Source organism: Sinorhizobium sp. BG8, from assembly GCF_016864555.1.
Taxonomy (GTDB): Bacteria; Pseudomonadota; Alphaproteobacteria; order Rhizobiales; family Rhizobiaceae; genus BG8.
Genome location: NZ_CP044011.1, coordinates 3,103,376 through 3,120,269, shown reverse-complemented (window position 1 = coordinate 3,120,269; position 16,894 = coordinate 3,103,376). Strand labels below are relative to the sequence as shown.

Genomic DNA, 16,894 nt, shown 5'->3' with positions numbered 1-16,894 from the left:
TATTGCGGCCTGTAGCGGGCATTGGCTGCGACAACGCCAATGAAGCACCCCGCGTGGATGGCGCCCGCGGAGATTGCGGTACAGGACGATGACTCTGACAGCCAATCCGGACAGTATGGAATTCTCGGAGGCCGAGCCCGCCGACGAGGGCTTCGATCATCCGCTCTTCACCCATATGCCGTCGTCGGTCTCGTTCAACAAGCTGCGCAAGAGACTGCTTCGCCAGGTGAGGCAGGCTATCGACGACTTCGGCATGCTCAACGGACAGAAACGCTGGCTTGTGGGACTTTCTGGGGGGAAGGACAGCTACGGCCTGCTTGCCCTGCTGCTGGATCTCAAGTGGCGCGGCCTGCTCCCCGTCGAACTGATCGCCTGCAATCTCGACCAGGGGCAGCCGAACTTTCCCAAGCACATCCTGCCGGAATACCTGAAGTCGATTGGAGTGGCGCACAGGATCGAGTATCGCGACACCTATTCGATCGTGAAGGAGAAGGTTCCGGAAGGCGCCACCTATTGCTCGTTGTGCTCGAGGCTCCGGCGCGGAAACCTCTACCGAATCGCGCGCGAGGAGGGATGCGACGCGCTGGTGCTTGGCCATCACCGGGAAGATATCCTTGAGACGTTCTTCATGAACTTCTTCCATGGCGGACGACTAGCGGCAATGCCCGCGAAGCTTCTCAACGATGAGGGCGACCTCATGGTGCTGCGCCCGCTCGCCTATGCAGCGGAGGACGATCTTGCGAAATTCGCAGCCGCCATGCGCTTCCCGATCATTCCTTGCGATCTCTGTGGTTCGCAGGACGGCCTGCAGCGAAATGCCATGAAGGCCATGCTCGCGGACATCGAGAGCCGCATGCCGGGCCGAAAGGACGCGATGCTGCGCGCACTCGGCCATGTGAATCCCTCCCACCTTCTCGATTCCAAGCTTTTTGATTTCTCCTCCCTCACAGCGGTATCCAAGGAATGACGACACAGTTTGACATCAATGCGCTGGCCTATCTCCTGAGCGAGGCGGCCGAGGCCGAAATCCGGCCGCGTTTCCGCTCGCTCGCCCAGGGCGACATCCGAACGAAGACCGACGCCACCGATCTCGTGACCGAGGCTGACGAAGCCGCCGAGCGGTTCATCAAGGCGCGGATCGGCGGAATCGTGCCGGGTGCGGTATTCATCGGGGAAGAAACGGTCGCGGCCGATCCTGCACTCCTTGCCAAACTCGGCGATGCCGATCTGGCCGTCGTCATCGATCCGATCGACGGCACGTTCAATTTCGCCTCCGGCGTACCGCTTTTCGGCGTGATGGCTTCGGTGGTCGCCGGCGGGGAAACGATCGCAGGCATCATCTACGACCCGATGGGCGACGACTACGTGATGGCCGAGAAGGGCTCGGGAGCGTGGCAGACGGGTGGGCACAGCCCAGCGAAACGGCTGAAGGTTGCCGAGAGCGTGCCGCTCGAACGGATGACCGGGATGGCGTCGACCGGGTTTCTGGCGCGCGATAGGCGGGCAAGGGTTCTGACCAATCTCGCAAAGGTCGCCTTCGTCGCAAACTACCGCTGCGCAGCGCATGAATACCGGACGTTTGCGGCGGGCAACGTTCACTATCTCATGTACAACAAGCTGATGCCCTGGGATCACCTCGCCGGCACCTTGATCAGCCAGGAGGCCGGCGCCTATGCGGCTCGCTTCGACGGTTCTCCATACAAGCCGCACCACGTGGAAGGCGGCCTCATGCTCGCGCCGGACAAGGAAAGCTGGGAGATGATGCGCCGCGAGGTCTTCGTCGACTGATCCGCCAAATGGCGCCCAGAATCAAACGGCCCGGTCGATGAGACCGGGCCGTTTGCATTGAGGCGTATGAGAACGTTCAGACCGGCTTGTTGTGCGGCTGGAACAGCTTTCCGCGTTCCGCGATCAGCACGAAGGCCAGACCGATGATCGAAAGCGAGAAGAAACCGAGGACCAGCGGCAGTGCGGTTCCATTGAACGATTGTCCGATGAACCCGCCGATGATCGTCCCGCCTGCCGTTCCCATGAAGCCGAGCACGGAGGAGGCGGTGCCTGCGACGTGGCCGAGGGGTTCCATCGCCAGCGAGTTGAAGTTGGAGCCGATCCAGCCGAACTGGAACATAGCGAGCGCAAAGAGCGTGATGAACAGCGGGAAGGGCAGGTGGCCCGGCCAGGCGAGCGTCAGGACCAGCCAGATCGTGTTCACCGTCAGGAAGCCGAGCAGGGCCCCGTGCGAGAGGGGGCGCATGCCGAAACGGCCGACCAGGCGCGCATTGACGAAGGACGACAGCGCCATGAAGGTCGCGACACCAGCGAAAGCCACGGGAAACCAGACGCCGAGCCCGTAGATGCCGACATAGATCTGCTGGGCTGAGTTGATGAAGCCGAACAGCGCCCCGAAGACGAACGTGCTCGCGAGCGTGTAGCACAGCGCAACACGGTTGGTGAGAACGATCTTGAAGCCCGCGAGCACGGATTTCAGCGTGAATGGCCTGACGTCTTCAGGGGCAAGCGTCTCGGGAAGCCGGACGTACATCCAGGTGCCGACCGCCGCCGCGACGACGCCCATGAAGATGAAGATCAGGTGCCAGTCGCCGAAGATCATGACGGTCTGACCTATGCCGGGCGCCATCACCGGGATGACCATGAACACCATCATGATGAGCGACATGACTTCCGCCATGGCGCGCCCGCCGAAGATGTCGCGAACGATGGAGACCGTGATCACGCGCATCGCCGCGGATCCGATCCCCTGCACGAAGCGAAGCGCAAGCATCGCGGCGAAGCTCGGAACCAATACGGCAGAGAGAGAGGCCACAATGTAGATGCCTATCCCGACGAACATCGGAATCCGGCGGCCGAGACGATCGGAAACGGGGCCGTAGAAAAGCTGGGCGCAGGCAAAGCCGATCAGATAGGCCGAGATGACATACTGGCGGTGGTTCTCGTTTTCCACGCCAAGGCTCGCACCGATCTGCTGCAAGCCCGGCAGCATGATGTCGATGGCAAGAGCATTGAGCGCCATGAGAAACGCCATGAGCGCAATGAACTCGACCTTGCCCATGCCTTTCAGGCGTTGGGCTGATTCAGGGGAGAGTGCAGACATTGTAAAAATCCATCAAAAAGGAATGAGGCGCCGCATGACTGCGGCGCCTCGAATTCGCAGGGCCTGGAAGGAACCTGTCAGGCCTATGCGGCGCCCTTGACCGATACACCCTGATTTTGAAGGTGGGATTGCAGTTCGCCGGATTGGAACATCTCGCGCACGATGTCGCAACCGCCGAGGAATTCGCCCTTCACGTAGAGCTGAGGGATCGTCGGCCAGTTGGAATAGTCCTTGATCCCCTGGCGGAGATCGGCATCGGCGAGAACGTTGATGCCCTTGTAGTCAACACCGACGTAATCGAGAATCTGGACCACCTGTCCGGAGAACCCACACTGCGGGAACTGCGGCGTGCCCTTCATGAAGAGAACGACGTCGTTGCTCTTCACCTCGTTGTCGATGAAATCGTGAATTCCACTCATGTCCAATCCTTTTCTATCCGGGTTAAAGGTCCGGATCGCTGTCAGCCTTAAATATCATGTAAGAGCCGATTTTCCAGCATCAATGCCCATCCGTTCCATCAAAATGCATGATGGGACCGATCAGGGTGTTTCCACCGCAGAAAGCCGGAAATGGGGGCCGGACGGCCGGCGCTCGCGCCTAGCGCGTGCGCTGCCTGCTCCGCGAGGCGGCCGACTTGCGGCGGCTCACCTGCTTGCGTGGCGGCTTCTTCGTCTTCACGAGAGCCGCCTCGACGATATCGGCCAGAAGGCCTCCGGACTTCGACTTGGTCGATTTGCGCCGGGTGCGGTTCGTCCGGGTCTTGCGGACGCCGGACTTCCTCAGGATCTCCTTGAGTGCGCTGTCGACCACGCCGGAGACGAGTTCATCAAGCAGTCCCGCCATGCGGACCTCAATCCGGAGCTGACGTCTGAAGGGCAAGCGCATGAAGCACGCCGCCCATGTTGCCCTTCAACGCGTTGTACACCATCTGGTGCTGCTGCACGCGCGTCTTGCCCCGAAAGGCTTCCGCGACGACTTCTGCCGCGTAGTGATCGCCGTCGCCGGCAAGATCGCGAATCGTGACCTGCGCTCCCGGAATGCCGGATTTGATCATGTCTTCGATGTCGCCTGGACTCATTGGCATGGATACTGGCTCCTCACATTATTCCGCAGCGGCAGCAGCGTTGCTGCTGCCATCCATGAATTCAGGGAACCACGATTCATGGGTGTCGCGCAATTGCTCAATCGAGAGGGAGAGGAGACCGTCGATCACGAGATCGACGCCCTGCACGGTTCCGAGACGACGGAAGGGTACGCCCGCACCTTCCGCGTTGGCACAGACGAAGTTTGCCAGATCTGCCGGGACCGCAATGACGTATCGCGCCTGGTCTTCGCCGAAAAGCAGCGCATGCGCCGGCCCGGAGCACTCCGACAGGTCAATGTGCAGACCCTTGGAGGAGGCGATGGTCATCTCCGCCAGCGTAATGGCCAGACCTCCAGACGAGATGTCGTGGCAGGCGGTCACTTGGCCGTTGCGGATCGCCGAGCGAACAAATTCACCGTTGCGGCGCTCGGCATAGAGGTCGACCTCGGGAGCCGGTCCGTCGATGATGCCCAGAATGTCGCGCAGGTAGACGGAACTGCCGAGATGGCTGCCGTCGGTACCGATCATGATGAGGTGATCGCCTTCCTGCGCGCCGCCGATCTTCGCCATGGCCGACCAATCCGGAAGGAGGCCCACGCCTGCAATCGTCGGTGTTGGAAGGATGGCTACGCCATTGGTCTCGTTGTAGAGCGAGACGTTTCCGGACACGATCGGGAAATCGAGGGCACGGCAGGCTTCGCCGATGCCTTCGATGGCCTTGACGAACTTGCCCATGACTTCCGGCTTCTCGGGATTGCCGAAATTGAGGTTGTCGGTTGCCGCGAGCGGTTCTGCGCCCGTCGCCGTGATGTTGCGCCAGCACTCGGCCACCGCCTGCTTGCCGCCTTCGAAGGGATCCGCCTCGACATAGCGCGGGGTCACGTCCGAGGAGAAGGCGAGTGCCTTCGTCGGATGACCCTCGACGCGCACGACGCCTGCGTCGCCGCCCGGTACCTGCAGCGAATTGCCCTGGATGAGCGTGTCATACTGCTCATAGACCCAGCGGCGGCTCGACTGGTTCGGCGAACCGACAAGCTTTAGAAGCGCGAGGCCGTAATCGTTCGGCTCCGTGACGAGCGAAGCGGGCAGCGGCGAAAGCTTCGCCGGTTCGCGCCACGGACGGTCGTACTCGGGAGCCTCGTCGCCGAGTTCCTTGATCGGCAGGTTTGCGACTTCGTCGCCCTGGTGCAGGATGCGGAAGCGCAGGTCGTCCGTCGTCTTGCCGACGATCGCGAAGTCGAGGCCCCACTTGACGAAGATGGCCTTGGCTTCTTCTTCCTTCTCTGGCCTCAGCACCATGAGCATACGCTCCTGGCTCTCTGACAGCATCATCTCGTAGGCGGTCATGCGCTCTTCGCGGACGGGCACGAGGTCGAGATTGAGCTCGATGCCGAGGTCGCCCTTGGCGCCCATTTCCACGGCCGAGCAGGTGAGGCCCGCCGCGCCCATGTCCTGGATGGCGATGACGGCGCCGGTCTGCATCAGTTCGAGGCAGGCTTCCAGCAGGCACTTCTCGGTGAAGGGGTCACCGACCTGGACGGTCGGGCGCTTCTCTTCGATCGATTCATCAAATTCGGCTGAAGCCATTGTCGCGCCGCCGACCCCGTCACGGCCCGTCTTCGCGCCGAGATAGACCACCGGCAGGCCGACGCCTTCGGCCTTCGAGTAGAAGATCGCATCGGATTTCGCCAGTCCGGCCGCGAAGGCGTTGACCAGGATGTTGCCGTTGTAGCGGGGATCGAACTCGACCTCGCCGCCGACGGTCGGTACGCCGAAGGAATTGCCATAGCCGCCGACGCCTGCAACGACGCCGGAGACGAGGTGACGGGTCTTCGCATGTTCCGGCTCGCCGAAGCGAAGCGCGTTCATCGCGGCGATCGGTCGTGCACCCATGGTGAATACGTCACGAAGAATGCCGCCGACGCCGGTGGCCGCGCCCTGGTAGGGCTCGATATAGGACGGGTGGTTGTGGCTCTCCATCTTGAAGACCACGCAGTCGCCGTCGTCGATGTCCACGACACCAGCATTTTCACCCGGTCCCTGGATGACCCGCGGCCCCTTGGTGGGCAGCGTGCGCAGCCATCTCTTCGAGGACTTGTACGAGCAGTGCTCGTTCCACATGGCCGAAAAGATCCCGAGTTCGGTAAAGGTCGGCTCGCGCCCGATCAGCGAGAGGATCCGTTCATATTCGTCCGGCTTGAGGCCGTGCGATGCGATGAGGTCGGGGGTGATGGGGCGGGTGTTGGAAATGGTCATCGGTCTCACAAACTGGTGGGAGGCGCTTTGCCGGGGATATAGCGCATCGACGGTGATAGCGCGACTGGAAAATGAGCGTTCCTTAGCGACGAAGGACTATCAGGCGTGCCGGACGGGCGGTCCGCATTTGCGGCAGGGTAATCCGATCACAGGATTTCAAGAAGCCTTTCCTTGGGACGGCACAGGCGGGCGCCGGTCTTGGTGAGCACGATCGGGCGTTCGATCAGCACAGGATGCTCCAACATTGCGGTCAGGAGTTCGAAATCGGTGCGTGCCGGATCGTCGAGACCCAGCTCCTTGACGAGAGGCTCCTTGCGTCTCAGCACATCGCGCGGCGAAAGATCAAGCGCGACGAGAAGCGCTACCATCTCCTCACGGGACGGCGGCGCCTTCAGATACTCGATGATATCCGGCTCGTGGCCGGCTTCACGGATCATCGCGAGGACCGAGCGCGATGTCGAGCATCGCGGGTTGTGCAGGATCTGGATCGTGGTCATGCCCGAAATCGTCCGTAGCGCCGGCTCAGCAGCCGCTCGCGCCGGAGACCCAGCGCTTGACGTCGGTCGCGATCCGCGTTGCCAGAGGTTCGTTCATCAGCGGGCCGAACGCCGCCATCTTGGCGGGATTGCCCTCTGCCTGAACGACGAGAAGCGGGCGCGATTCCGGCGAGTGACGATGGACGAGAAGGATACGCGGGCGACCGGTGAAAGAGTTCAGTTCAGGTGCGAGACGATAGGGCTTGAAGGCCGGGTCGCCCGACTTGAACCAGCAGGCGTTCGCGCCGAGCGCGACACGCTCCATGGTCGGAAGGGCGGCGGTGCTCGCCTTCGGCGCCGGTGGTGCCGACTGGCAAGCGGCGACAAGCAGGGCGGTTGCTGCAAGGGCAGGTGCAGCGAGGGCGCGCAGGGAAGGGAAAGGGCGCATTGCCGTCCTCATGTTTCGACGCCATGCGCCGCGATGACAGGGTGGGATTAAGCGGCGACGACGTCGAGTACTGAAGCGAAAAGCCCGCGGCCGTCAGAACCGCCGTGCGCTGCCTCGATGAGGTTTTCCGGGTGCGGCATCAGGCCGAGCACGTTGCCGTTCGTGTTCATCACTCCGGCAATATCGTGAAGCGATCCGTTGGGGTTCGTACCTTCCGCATAGCGGAACACGACCTGCCCGTTGCCCTCGATGCGCCTCAGCGTCTCGGTGTCGGCGAAGTAGTTGCCATCGTGGTGGGCGACCGGGCAGCGGATGACCTGGCCCTTTGCGTAGGCGCGGGTGAAGGCCGTGTCGGCATTGGCGACTTCGAGCCTGACTTCCCGGCAGACGAACTTGAGCGAGGCATTGCGCATCAGGGCGCCGGGCAGAAGACCTGCCTCCAATAGGATCTGGAAGCCGTTGCAGACCCCGAGGACCTTCACGCCGGCTTCCGCCTTGGCCTTGATCGCCTGCATGACCGGCATGCGCGCGGCGATCGCTCCGCAGCGCAGGTAGTCGCCGTAGGAGAACCCGCCAGGAATGACGATCAGGTCGACATCCGGGATCTCGGTTTCGGTCTGCCAGACGGTGACCGGTTCCTTGCCGGAAATCTTGGTGAGTGCCGCGATCATGTCGCGGTCACGGTTCAGGCCTGGGAGTTGGACGACGGCGGATTTCATGGGTGTGCTTCAAACCTTGTTTGTGCTTCTGCCACTTCGCGGAATTCGGGGCGGTCGTCTATGCGGTCGAGGCGAGCCGCGTTCCACCGCCGTGTCGTTCCCGAGGTCCTTAAACCAGAGCGATAGTGTAGTTCTCGATCACCGTGTTCGCCAACAGCTTCTCGCACATGGCCTTGATGTCAGCTTCGGCCTGGAGGCGGTCGGCGGTGTCAACTTCAAGGTCGAAGACCTTGCCCTGACGAACCTGCCCTATGCCACCAAAACCCAGCGCGCCAAGCGCACCCTCGATGGCCTTGCCCTGAGGGTCGAGAACGCCGTTCTTGAGCGTTACCGTTACGCGTGCCTTGATCATGTCTTCCTCTTCAAACTCATGTAACCGGGCGGCGGTCGATACGACTGTCCGCCTCTCAAGACTACTTCACGAGAACCGGGCCGGTTCCGCGTGGCGGTTCGTTCTCGTTGATGATGCCGAGACGGCGCGCGACTTCCTGATAGGCTTCGACCAGACCGCCGAGGTCGCGGCGGAAACGGTCCTTGTCCATCTTTTCCTGGGTGGCGATGTCCCACAGACGGCAGGAGTCCGGCGAGATCTCGTCGGCGATGATGATGCGCATCATGTCGCCTTCGTAGAGCCTGCCGCACTCGATCTTGAAATCGACCAGCTGGATGCCGACGCCGAGGAAGAGGCCCGAGAGGAAGTCATTGACGCGGATTGCCAGCGCCATGATGTCGTCGAGCTCCTGCGGGCTTGCCCAGCCGAAGGCGGTGATGTGCTCTTCCGAGACCATCGGGTCGTCGAGATTGTCGGCCTTGAAGTAGAACTCGATGATCGAACGAGGCAGTACCGTGCCTTCCTCGATGCCGAGGCGCTTCGACAGCGAGCCGGCGGCAACGTTGCGCACGACGACCTCAAGCGGAATGATTTCCACTTCCTTGATCAGCTGCTCGCGCATGTTGAGCCGGCGGATGAAGTGGGTCGGGATGCCGATCTTGTTCAGATGCGTGAAGATGTACTCGGAAATCCGGTTGTTCAACACGCCCTTGCCGTCAATGACATCATGCTTCTTCTTGTTGAAGGCGGTGGCGTCATCCTTGAAGAACTGGATTAGCGTGCCTGGCTCGGGACCCTCATAGAGAATCTTGGCCTTGCCTTCGTAAATACGGCGGCGACGGTTCATTGGATTTTATCTCGTTTGTGGCGCTCTTGGGTAGCGCAGGTGTGAGTACTTTTCCGGCTGCATAAACGAATTGCGATCATTTCACAATCACGCTGACGCCCGATCCCCTGTTTTACGAGGCTGCGGAGGTGTTGGCCATGCTTCGGCCAAACTTCGCATTGCACTTTTGCCGGGCTTTTGGTTTATGGGAAGAAGGCCAAGCGGTCTTATGAATCTATGGGAGTTCGCACATGATTAGTCTAAAGGATCGGGAACAGGCCTTCGAAGCCAAGTTCGCCTTCGACGAGGAACTGAAGTTCAAGGCGGAGGCACGCCGCAACAGGCTCGTCGGCCTGTGGGCTGCCGGTCTTCTGAACAAGAGCGACCCGGATGCGTACGCCCGGGAAGTCGTCGCTGCCGATTTCGAGGAAGTCGGACACGAGGACGTCGTGCGCAAGATCAAGGCGGACTTCGATGCGGCCGGCATCGTACGCAGCGAAGACGACATTCGGCTGCAGATGGTTGAGCTGCTCGCCGTAGCGATCACCCAGATCCAGCAAAGCTGATCAGCAAGCGAAAACCGAATATCAGGCCCGCTTCGATTCGTTGGAGCGGGCTTTTTCTTGCGATCAACGTCGCATGGAGCGGCGAAGATCTTCCTGCAGCTCGTGGGCTGACGCCATGTTCCGCCGCCATTCCTGTGCGGCCACGAACGGCTCGACTGCGCTCGCGGGCATGGGGCGCGCCAGACCGTACCCCTGTAGAATATCGCAACCGAGATCGCGCAGGATTTGCGCGTGCGCCGTCGTTTCGATCCCTTCGCCGATCACCTCGATACCAAGCGAACGCCCGATCTCGATGATGGTGGCGACAAGGCGACGCTGCTCCGCCGAGCGACTGATCGGCCGTATGAGCTGCCTGTCGATCTTCAGGCGCCGGGGTTTCAGCTTGAGCAGGCTGACGATCGACGCGTGGCCGGTTCCGAAATCGTCGATCTCGATGTCGATGCCCTGGCGCCGGATTTCTGCGAGGTTCTCGACCACCACACGGTCGCAGTCGTCGAGGAAGATCGACTCCAGCAATTCGAACGATACGGTCGACGGCTGTATCGCCAGCCCCCGAAGCGTGAGTCCAAGATCCGGATCGTGGAGCCGGCGGGAAGAGACGTTCACCGACAGTCTCGGTATGCCGATGCCTGCGTGCGACCAGCGGGAGAAATCTGCGAGGGAAGCTTCCAGAACGATCCGGTCGATGGTGGCGACGACGTTGATGTCCTCGGCAATCTTGAGGAAGCTGTCCGGGCTGAGAATGCCCCGCAGCGGGTGGTCCCATCGGGCGAGTGTCTCGACACCGACGATGTCGAGCGTTTTTGCGCAGAACTGCGGCTGGTAGAACGGCAGGAAGCGGTTTTGCTCAATTCCGCTGAGGATCTCGTCCGCCGTCTGCTTGTTGACGATGATCTGGGTCTGAATCTCCGCGGTGAAGAATTCGTGCCGGCTGCGCCCCTTGTTCTTCGCCCTGTAGAGGGCAAGGTCCGCGTTGATCAGGAGCTGACGTGCGTCGATCGCCGGTCCGATGCCGCTGGCAATCCCTATGCTTGCCCCGAAGCGACAGACATGCCCGTCGAAGATGACCGGCTGGCGCATGGCGGCGACGATCCCGTCGGCGAGTGTCGCAAGGTTCCGGCCGGCCGTATCGGAGGAGAGGAAGATGAATTCGTCTCCACCCACGCGGGCAACGAAATCGCCGGGGCCGGCGTGCTCCTTCAGGACCTCGGCGGCGTGCATCAGCATGCGATCGCCGGCCTGGTGCCCGAGCGTATCGTTGATCTCCTTGAAGCGATCGAGATCTATGTGGAGGATAGCGATGCGCGCGCCACTCGTGGCCGCGCGCTTCGCACATTCGTCGATCCTCGCATCGAGGAAGCGACGGTTCGGAAGCCCTGTGAGGTGGTCGTGCAGCGCGGTGTATTCGATGCGGACCCGTGCGAGTTCCAGCTCCTCGTTTCGCGCTTCGGCAAGCGTCTTCGCGCGCTGCAGCTCTTCCTGCAGACGCACGTCGTCGGTCACGTCCCAGTTCGCGCCGATCAGCTTCGGTACCCCGTTCGGATCAACAAAGGGCGCGCCGCGCGAGCGAATGTAGCGGACCTCGCCATCGCCGCGGACGATGCGGAATTCGTTGCTGTAGGCTTCCCACTTCGCCACCGCGTCTTCGACGACGGCGATCGCACGCTGGCGGTCCGCGGGGTGGAGGCTTCGATGCCAATCCAGCGCACTCGCGACGTCGCCCTGCTTGCCGTACATCTGCAGCAGGCGATCGTCCCAGGTCAGGAGACCGGTCGTGAGGTTGGCTTCGAAGACGCCGATGCGCGATATCTCCAGGGCGAGTTCCAGCCGGCGGGAGACGTGGGCAAGGAATTCCTCGGCTTCCTTTCTCTCCGTGATGTCCGTATCAGTACCGGCAATGCGCGACGGCACGCCCTTTTCGTCATACTCCACCACGGCGCCGCGGCATTCAATCCATATCCAACGGCCGTCCCTGTGGCGTTCGCGATAGGAGAAGACGTTGAAGGCTGTCTCGGCGCGTTCCTGCTTACGGATCTCCGCGACAACGCGCTCGCGATCTTCGGGATGAACAGTGTTGATCCAATTGTCCAGCGAGCCGTCGATTTCCTCGTCAGGGCCGATGCCCCGCATCGCACGCCACTGCCTGGAGTAGAACAGCCTGTTGCGTGAAAAGTCGTGATCCCAGACACCCTGGCCGGCACTCTCAAGGGCGTCGTTCCAACGCGCCTCGCGCTCGGATAGCTCGAGTTCACGGCGTCGGTACGCATCGATCTCGGCGCATTGGGCTACGAGCAGATCGTCGTCACCATCGGGAGATACCATTCGCGTGAACGACAGCAGGACCCAGCGTTCGACCCCCTCCGAGGAGATGAGCCGGATTTCGCAAGGCGTTGAGACGGGTCTTGTCTCGAGCGCATTTGCGACGGCAAGGACCGCGACGGGCCGATCCTTCGTGGCAATAGACTCCAGCAAGCTCCTGGAAAAGCTTGTATCTTCCTGGCCGAAAAGGCGTCTCAGTTCGCAATTTGCCCCAAGAATACGGGCTTCGCGATCGATGATTGCCATCCCGAAGGCGGAATGCTCGAAACATTGGAGGAAGAGTGCCGCTTGCCCCGCCCGGGTGCGCTGCGTGCTGTGCGTAGCGTATGAATTGACCATGGGCGAGGGTGCCTGCGTTTGCCGAACTGCAGGATAGTCGAAAATCTTCGTGAAGTTCCCATTAACGCCGTGTCCGGCGGGGCACCCGGGGCCACGCCAAGGATTGCCGTGGCCTGCTACTGCCCCGACTTCAACCGGCTGACAAACTGGGCAAACACCATCGTGCCCTCGGGCCACGGACCGTGACCGGACTCGGCATTGATGTGCCCGGACTCGCCCGCATCGACCAGGAAGGAGCCCCAGGCGTTGGCAATGTCATCGGCATGCTCGTAGCTTCCGAACGGATCGTTGCGGCTTGCCACCATCAGCGACGGGAAGGGCAGCGGATCGCGCGGATAGGGGCCGAAGGTCATCAGGTGCTTCGGACGGATCTCGGGATTGGCCACATCGGGGGGCGCGACAAGGAAGGCGCCTGATACCTTGTGACCTATGCGCGGGACGGCATGGATGAGGGTCGCCACCCCAAGCGAATGGGCGACGATCACGACAGGGCGGGTGCAAGCCTCGACTTCCTCGACGAGCCGCTCGACCCAATCTTCCCGGACCGGCTTCGACCACTCCTTCTGCTCGACGCGCCGTGCTGTCGCGAGCTTGGATTGCCAACGCGTCTGCCAGTGGTCCGGGCCGGAGTTCGTGTAGCCGGGGACGATGAGAATATCTGCTTCCGATGCTTTCATGATGGGCGCATGTGCGTTCGCGTTCGGCCGAAGTCAAGAGGGGAGGACAATTGCGCGCAGCGATGCTAGAATTTCTGCGTGCCAGTCACGGTCAATCCGTGGCGGCGATGCGCTCGTCGTCTGCGGATGACGCCGTGACGGTTCCAACCCGGATGGAGGAATGGTCATGACGGCATTTCATGTGATGGCAGGTCCAAACGCCGAGGTCGCACACCCCGTGGTGCGCAAGATCTCCGTGGCAGACGTGTGGGATGCGCTCGCGAAGGGTCTCGACGACTTCCGCGAGAAGCCCTCGCACTATGTCTTCCTATGTCTGATCTATCCGATTTCGGGCGTCGTCCTGATGACGTGGAGTTCCGGCGCGAACCTGCTTCCGCTCATGTTTCCGCTGATGGCCGGCTTTGCGCTGCTCGGTCCGTTCTTCGCCCTTGGCCTTTACGAAATCAGCCGCCGGCGCGAGATCGGCATGGACACGTCATGGCAACATGCATTGAGGGTCCGCCACTCTCCGGCACTTCCGGCGATTTTGACGATCGGCTTCATGCTGGTTGTGCTGTTCATCGCCTGGCTGCTCGTCGCCCAGGGGGTCTACACCCATTTCTTCGGTGAGGAAGCTCCGCGGTCGCTTGGGACGTTCCTGAACCAGGTTCTGCACACGGAAGCAGGCTGGATGATGATGATCGCCGGCAATGCCATCGGATTCTGCTTCGCCGTCGTGGTCCTTGCCACCACCGTCGTGGCCTTCCCGTTGCTTCTCGATCGCGACGTCGGCGTTGTCTCTGCCCTCGACACGTCCCTGCGCGCGACCTTTACAAACCCGGTCCCGATTGCCGTCTGGGGCCTGATCGTGACTGCAGGACTTGTTATCGGAACAATCCCGATCTTTGCCGGGCTCGCCGTGATCATGCCGATCCTCGGGCATGCCACTTGGCACCTCTATCGTAAGCTGGTGGTCGTCCCACTCAAGCGCTGAACGGGCCGCCGACCGCGCGCGACCAACATTCGCGCTCCGAATGAATACCCGCGTACAGACTGTCAGTTAAATGTAAGGCGATGGTGCCGTTGGCTCCATCGCCTATTTTACGATCTACATTTCCGTGGCCGGCCGAGTGCCGGCATGTCGGCTCAGGCCTTGCCGAACACCCGCCCGAAGATCGTGTCCACGTGCTTGGTGTGGTAGCCGAGGTCGAACTTCTCGCGGATATCTTCCTCGGAAAGTGCTGCCCGCACTTCTGGGTCGGCCAGCAGCTCCTCCAGGAAGTCCTTGCCCTGTTCCCAGACCTTCATCGCATTGCGCTGCACGAGGCGATAGCTGTCCTCGCGGGAAACGCCCGCCTGGGTGAGGGCGAGAAGCACACGTTGTGAATGAACAAGTCCACGGAACTTGTTCATATTCTTCAACATATTCTCCGGGTAGACCAGAAGCTTGTCGATTACGCCGGTCAGCCGTGCCAGCGCGAAGTCGAGCGTGATGGTGGCGTCGGGGCCGATCATCCGTTCGACGGACGAGTGGGAAATATCGCGTTCGTGCCAGAGCGCCACGTTCTCCATGGCGGGGATCGCGTAGGAGCGCACCATGCGCGCAAGACCGGTCAGGTTTTCCGTCAGGACCGGATTGCGCTTGTGCGGCATGGCCGAGGAGCCCTTCTGACCCGGCGAGAAATACTCCTCCGCTTCCAGGACCTCCGTGCGCTGAAGGTGACGGATTTCCGTCGCCAGGCGCTCGACCGACGAGGCGATGACGCCGAGGGTCGAGAAGTACATGGCGTGCCGGTCACGGGGGATGACCTGCGTCGAGACCGGCTCGGCGGCAAGGCCCATGGCCTTTGCGACATGTTCCTCGACACGCGGGTCGATGTTGGCGAAGGTGCCGACCGCGCCCGAGATGGCGCAGGTCGCGACTTCCTCGCGTGCAGCCACGAGACGCTGGCGGCACCGCTCGAATTCGGCATAGGCGAGGGCGAGCTTGACCCCGAACGTGGTCGGCTCGGCGTGAATTCCGTGAGAACGGCCGATCGTCACCGTGTCCTTGTGCTCGAAGGCGCGGCGCTTGAGGGCCTCGAGGAGCTTGTCCATATCGGCGAGGAGGATATCCGTGGCGCGCACGAGCTGGACGTTGAAGCAGGTGTCAAGGACGTCGGACGAGGTCATGCCCTGGTGGACGAAGCGTGCGTCCGGACCGACGATCTCGGCGAGGTGCGTCAGGAAGGCGATGACGTCGTGCTTGGTAACGGCTTCGATCTCGTCGATGCGGGCAACATCGAACGTCGCCTTGCCGCCCTTGTCCCAAATCGTCTTCGCCGCCTCCTTGGGGATCACGCCGAGCTCTGCAAGCGCATCGCAGGCGTGAGCCTCGATCTCGAACCAGATGCGGAATTTCGTTTCGGGCGACCAGATGGCGACCATGTCCGGGCGGGAGTAGCGGGGGATCATCGGCTTTCTGCTTTCTCTGGGGAAAAGTGTTGGCGCCCCTGTAGCAAAGATGGCCGCGAAGCTCAACGCATGGCTTTTGCAAGCCACAGGCTCGCAGCGGCCAGAATGGGGAGGCCGACAGGAAGATAGAGGCTCATTCCCATGACGGCAAACTGATAGGCGGCGCCGAGCGACGTCGCGATGAACTGATAGAGCCATATCCGCGTGCCGAAGGGCTCATGCCACTGGGCGTAGAAATAGCGATAGTTCAGGGCGAAAAGCAGCGCCGTCATCCCGATCGTACCGATCGAAAGCAGGACGAAGCAGGCCGCAAAGCGGGTTTCGAGGCGCCGGTAGCGCACAAGCTTACGTGCGAGCAGTACGACGACGGGCCAGGCAAGCGCACCGCCGCCGAAGAATACAAGCATCAGCGCCGCGAGATGGAACGTCTGCAGGCCATTGCGCAGATAGAGCGAGGCCAGCGCCGAGAAAACCATGAGCGCGCCCCAGGCAATGCTGCAGCCCAACTGCCAGGGAAGGGAGGTCAGGGCAACGGAAGGGGTCGACTGTGCATGCGCATCGCGAGAATTTACGGAAGCAATCTTCTCCACCGTCATGTGCCAGGCCTGACCGGAACTGCGATCCATCGGCCGTCAGAGCCCTCGAAGCCAAGGCTCAGGACCATGATCATCGCCACATGAACCGGGTTGCCGAGATGGTTGCCCGTCACGACGCCCGCCATCCGATAGCCAGTCGGGCATCTCCGGCTGTCCGGGACTCGCGTATCCTCGTGCACAACCTCCGAGGTCGGAGTACCGGAGCGTTCCGTCAGCTCCAGGCGGAAACCGACACCCTTGTCGAGAAAGGGCTTGCAGCGCTCGGGGGCGGGAAGGGTGATGGTGCTCAGCGCGAGCGTGTACGGCTTGCCGACTCTCGGCTCCATGGGGAATGCATAGTACCGGATGCTGTTGGGTGCCGGGCCAAGTTCGGTATAGGGATTGAGCGCGACCACCTGGCCCGGATGATCGCGCATTTCGAATTCTTCCACGAGCGGTCGAGCCTGCTCCGCCGTTTTCGAGCGCGCCTGCGCCAATCCGCCATGGCCTTCCTCGAGGCGGACGCGAAGGGGGGTGTCCGGCAGATAGGCATCCTTGACGGTGTCGACGAAATAGACCGTCGAGTAGGCGGAACCCGATCCGTCTTCTATGCCGAACTCCTCGTAGGCGAAGACCTTGCCATCGGCGGAAAATCCGATCGGCTGGAAGTGGGCGAAGTCGCCCGCGTGACCCTGGCCTGCGAGCGGCAGTGCCAGAAGGGTCGCAGCCAATG

19 protein-coding genes are annotated in these 16,894 nt (G+C 61.8%); 4 read left to right on the top strand and 15 right to left on the bottom strand.

Translation table 11 applies throughout. The annotated features are described in order from the left end of the window. Positions 1-115 precede the first annotated feature (115 nt). Entirely contained in the window at positions 116-967 is an 852-nt protein-coding gene (ttcA, locus tag F3Y30_RS14790; protein WP_246752984.1) for a tRNA 2-thiocytidine(32) synthetase TtcA, read from the top strand. Further along, positions 964-1,788 carry an inositol monophosphatase family protein gene (locus F3Y30_RS14785; RefSeq protein WP_203423420.1) on the top strand — a complete coding sequence of 275 codons (825 nt, stop codon included), beginning with the start codon at positions 964-966 and terminating at the stop codon, positions 1,786-1,788. The genes ttcA and F3Y30_RS14785 overlap by 4 nt, the downstream gene beginning before the upstream one ends. Positions 1,789-1,864: 76 nt before the next feature. On the opposite strand, the gene F3Y30_RS14780 is transcribed toward F3Y30_RS14785, so the two are convergent. From F3Y30_RS14780 to purC, 10 genes are all read right to left on the bottom strand, one after another. Then, a complete protein-coding gene (locus tag F3Y30_RS14780) occupies positions 1,865-3,070 on the bottom strand; it encodes a multidrug effflux MFS transporter (RefSeq protein WP_203426631.1) in 1,206 nt (401 codons plus the stop codon). A gap of 125 nt (positions 3,071-3,195) precedes the next feature. Beyond that, entirely contained in the window at positions 3,196-3,531 is a 336-nt protein-coding gene (grxD, locus tag F3Y30_RS14775; RefSeq protein WP_203423419.1) for a Grx4 family monothiol glutaredoxin, read from the bottom strand. A 178-nt stretch (positions 3,532-3,709) separates the two neighbouring features. Then, positions 3,710-3,955, bottom strand: a complete 246-nt coding sequence (locus F3Y30_RS14770) for a hypothetical protein (RefSeq protein WP_203423418.1) — start codon at positions 3,953-3,955, stop codon at positions 3,710-3,712. A gap of 7 nt (positions 3,956-3,962) precedes the next feature. After that, positions 3,963-4,196: a BolA family transcriptional regulator gene (locus F3Y30_RS14765; protein ID WP_203423417.1), complete on the bottom strand. Its 234-nt coding sequence runs from the start codon at positions 4,194-4,196 to the stop codon at positions 3,963-3,965. An 18-nt stretch (positions 4,197-4,214) separates the two neighbouring features. Further along, positions 4,215-6,452, bottom strand: coding sequence for a phosphoribosylformylglycinamidine synthase subunit PurL (gene purL / locus F3Y30_RS14760; protein WP_203423416.1), 2,238 nt, complete (start codon positions 6,450-6,452; stop codon positions 4,215-4,217). Positions 6,453-6,598: 146 nt separating this feature from the next. Next, on the bottom strand, positions 6,599-6,949 hold the full coding sequence (gene arsC, locus F3Y30_RS14755; RefSeq protein WP_203423415.1) for an arsenate reductase (glutaredoxin): 351 nt from the start codon (positions 6,947-6,949) through the stop codon (positions 6,599-6,601). Between the two features lie 25 nt (positions 6,950-6,974). Further along, positions 6,975-7,376 (bottom strand): hypothetical protein, encoded by a 402-nt coding sequence (locus tag F3Y30_RS14750; protein ID WP_203423414.1) that lies wholly within the window; start codon positions 7,374-7,376, stop codon positions 6,975-6,977. 47 nt (positions 7,377-7,423) lie between these two features. Beyond that, positions 7,424-8,095, bottom strand: coding sequence for a phosphoribosylformylglycinamidine synthase subunit PurQ (gene purQ / locus F3Y30_RS14745; protein WP_203423413.1), 672 nt, complete (start codon positions 8,093-8,095; stop codon positions 7,424-7,426). Positions 8,096-8,204: 109 nt separating this feature from the next. Beyond that, positions 8,205-8,447: a phosphoribosylformylglycinamidine synthase subunit PurS gene (purS, locus tag F3Y30_RS14740; protein WP_203423412.1), complete on the bottom strand. Its 243-nt coding sequence runs from the start codon at positions 8,445-8,447 to the stop codon at positions 8,205-8,207. A 61-nt stretch (positions 8,448-8,508) separates the two neighbouring features. Continuing rightward, complete coding sequence (gene purC / locus F3Y30_RS14735) at positions 8,509-9,273, bottom strand: phosphoribosylaminoimidazolesuccinocarboxamide synthase (protein ID WP_203423411.1); 765 nt, start codon at positions 9,271-9,273, stop codon at positions 8,509-8,511. A 230-nt stretch (positions 9,274-9,503) separates the two neighbouring features. On the opposite strand from purC, the gene F3Y30_RS14730 reads away from it, so the two are divergent. Further along, the gene (locus F3Y30_RS14730) at positions 9,504-9,818 is read left to right on the top strand and encodes a DUF1476 domain-containing protein (protein WP_203423410.1); all 315 of its coding nucleotides are present in this window, start codon (positions 9,504-9,506) and stop codon (positions 9,816-9,818) included. 63 nt (positions 9,819-9,881) lie between these two features. On the opposite strand, the gene F3Y30_RS14725 is transcribed toward F3Y30_RS14730, so the two are convergent. After that, entirely contained in the window at positions 9,882-12,476 is a 2,595-nt protein-coding gene (locus F3Y30_RS14725; protein WP_281435385.1) for an EAL domain-containing protein, read from the bottom strand. Between the two features lie 116 nt (positions 12,477-12,592). Beyond that, a complete protein-coding gene (locus F3Y30_RS14720; RefSeq protein ID WP_203423409.1) occupies positions 12,593-13,153 on the bottom strand; it encodes an alpha/beta hydrolase in 561 nt (186 codons plus the stop codon). A 166-nt stretch (positions 13,154-13,319) separates the two neighbouring features. Here F3Y30_RS14720 and F3Y30_RS14715 point away from each other — a divergent pair, with 166 nt between their 5' ends. Continuing rightward, positions 13,320-14,126: a DUF2189 domain-containing protein gene (locus F3Y30_RS14715; protein WP_203423408.1), complete on the top strand. Its 807-nt coding sequence runs from the start codon at positions 13,320-13,322 to the stop codon at positions 14,124-14,126. A gap of 152 nt (positions 14,127-14,278) precedes the next feature. Here the strand turns inward: F3Y30_RS14715 and purB are convergent, their stop codons facing one another. The 3 genes from purB to F3Y30_RS14700 all read right to left on the bottom strand — a co-directional run bounded on the left by purB (position 14,279) and on the right by F3Y30_RS14700 (position 16,892). Beyond that, positions 14,279-15,586: an adenylosuccinate lyase gene (gene purB, locus F3Y30_RS14710; protein WP_203423407.1), complete on the bottom strand. Its 1,308-nt coding sequence runs from the start codon at positions 15,584-15,586 to the stop codon at positions 14,279-14,281. 62 nt (positions 15,587-15,648) lie between these two features. Next, on the bottom strand, positions 15,649-16,182 hold the full coding sequence (locus tag F3Y30_RS14705; protein ID WP_246752752.1) for a hypothetical protein: 534 nt from the start codon (positions 16,180-16,182) through the stop codon (positions 15,649-15,651). Then, entirely contained in the window at positions 16,179-16,892 is a 714-nt protein-coding gene (locus F3Y30_RS14700) for a DUF2259 domain-containing protein (RefSeq protein WP_203423406.1), read from the bottom strand. Before F3Y30_RS14700 ends, F3Y30_RS14705 begins: the two co-directional genes overlap by 4 nt. Positions 16,893-16,894 lie beyond the last annotated feature (2 nt).

Bases quoted from the DNA above. Each gene is read 5' to 3' on its own strand.
- ttcA (WP_246752984.1), top strand. From the start codon at position 116: ATGGAATTCTCGGAGGCCGAGCCCGCCGACGAGGGCTTCGATCATCCG.
- F3Y30_RS14785 (WP_203423420.1), top strand. From the start codon at position 964: ATGACGACACAGTTTGACATCAATGCGCTGGCCTATCTCCTGAGCGAG.
- F3Y30_RS14780 (WP_203426631.1), bottom strand. From the start codon at position 3,070: ATGGGCAAGGTCGAGTTCATTGCGCTCATGGCGTTTCTCATGGCGCTC.
- grxD (WP_203423419.1), bottom strand. From the start codon at position 3,531: ATGAGTGGAATTCACGATTTCATCGACAACGAGGTGAAGAGCAACGAC.
- F3Y30_RS14770 (WP_203423418.1), bottom strand. From the start codon at position 3,955: ATGGCGGGACTGCTTGATGAACTCGTCTCCGGCGTGGTCGACAGCGCA.
- F3Y30_RS14765 (WP_203423417.1), bottom strand. From the start codon at position 4,196: ATGCCAATGAGTCCAGGCGACATCGAAGACATGATCAAATCCGGCATT.
- purL (WP_203423416.1), bottom strand. From the start codon at position 6,452: ATGACCATTTCCAACACCCGCCCCATCACCCCCGACCTCATCGCATCG.
- arsC (WP_203423415.1), bottom strand. From the start codon at position 6,949: ATGACCACGATCCAGATCCTGCACAACCCGCGATGCTCGACATCGCGC.
- F3Y30_RS14750 (WP_203423414.1), bottom strand. From the start codon at position 7,376: ATGCGCCCTTTCCCTTCCCTGCGCGCCCTCGCTGCACCTGCCCTTGCA.
- purQ (WP_203423413.1), bottom strand. From the start codon at position 8,095: ATGAAATCCGCCGTCGTCCAACTCCCAGGCCTGAACCGTGACCGCGAC.
- purS (WP_203423412.1), bottom strand. From the start codon at position 8,447: ATGATCAAGGCACGCGTAACGGTAACGCTCAAGAACGGCGTTCTCGAC.
- purC (WP_203423411.1), bottom strand. From the start codon at position 9,273: ATGAACCGTCGCCGCCGTATTTACGAAGGCAAGGCCAAGATTCTCTAT.
- F3Y30_RS14730 (WP_203423410.1), top strand. From the start codon at position 9,504: ATGATTAGTCTAAAGGATCGGGAACAGGCCTTCGAAGCCAAGTTCGCC.
- F3Y30_RS14725 (WP_281435385.1), bottom strand. From the start codon at position 12,476: ATGGTCAATTCATACGCTACGCACAGCACGCAGCGCACCCGGGCGGGG.
- F3Y30_RS14720 (WP_203423409.1), bottom strand. From the start codon at position 13,153: ATGAAAGCATCGGAAGCAGATATTCTCATCGTCCCCGGCTACACGAAC.
- F3Y30_RS14715 (WP_203423408.1), top strand. From the start codon at position 13,320: ATGACGGCATTTCATGTGATGGCAGGTCCAAACGCCGAGGTCGCACAC.
- purB (WP_203423407.1), bottom strand. From the start codon at position 15,586: ATGATCCCCCGCTACTCCCGCCCGGACATGGTCGCCATCTGGTCGCCC.
- F3Y30_RS14705 (WP_246752752.1), bottom strand. From the start codon at position 16,182: ATGACGGTGGAGAAGATTGCTTCCGTAAATTCTCGCGATGCGCATGCA.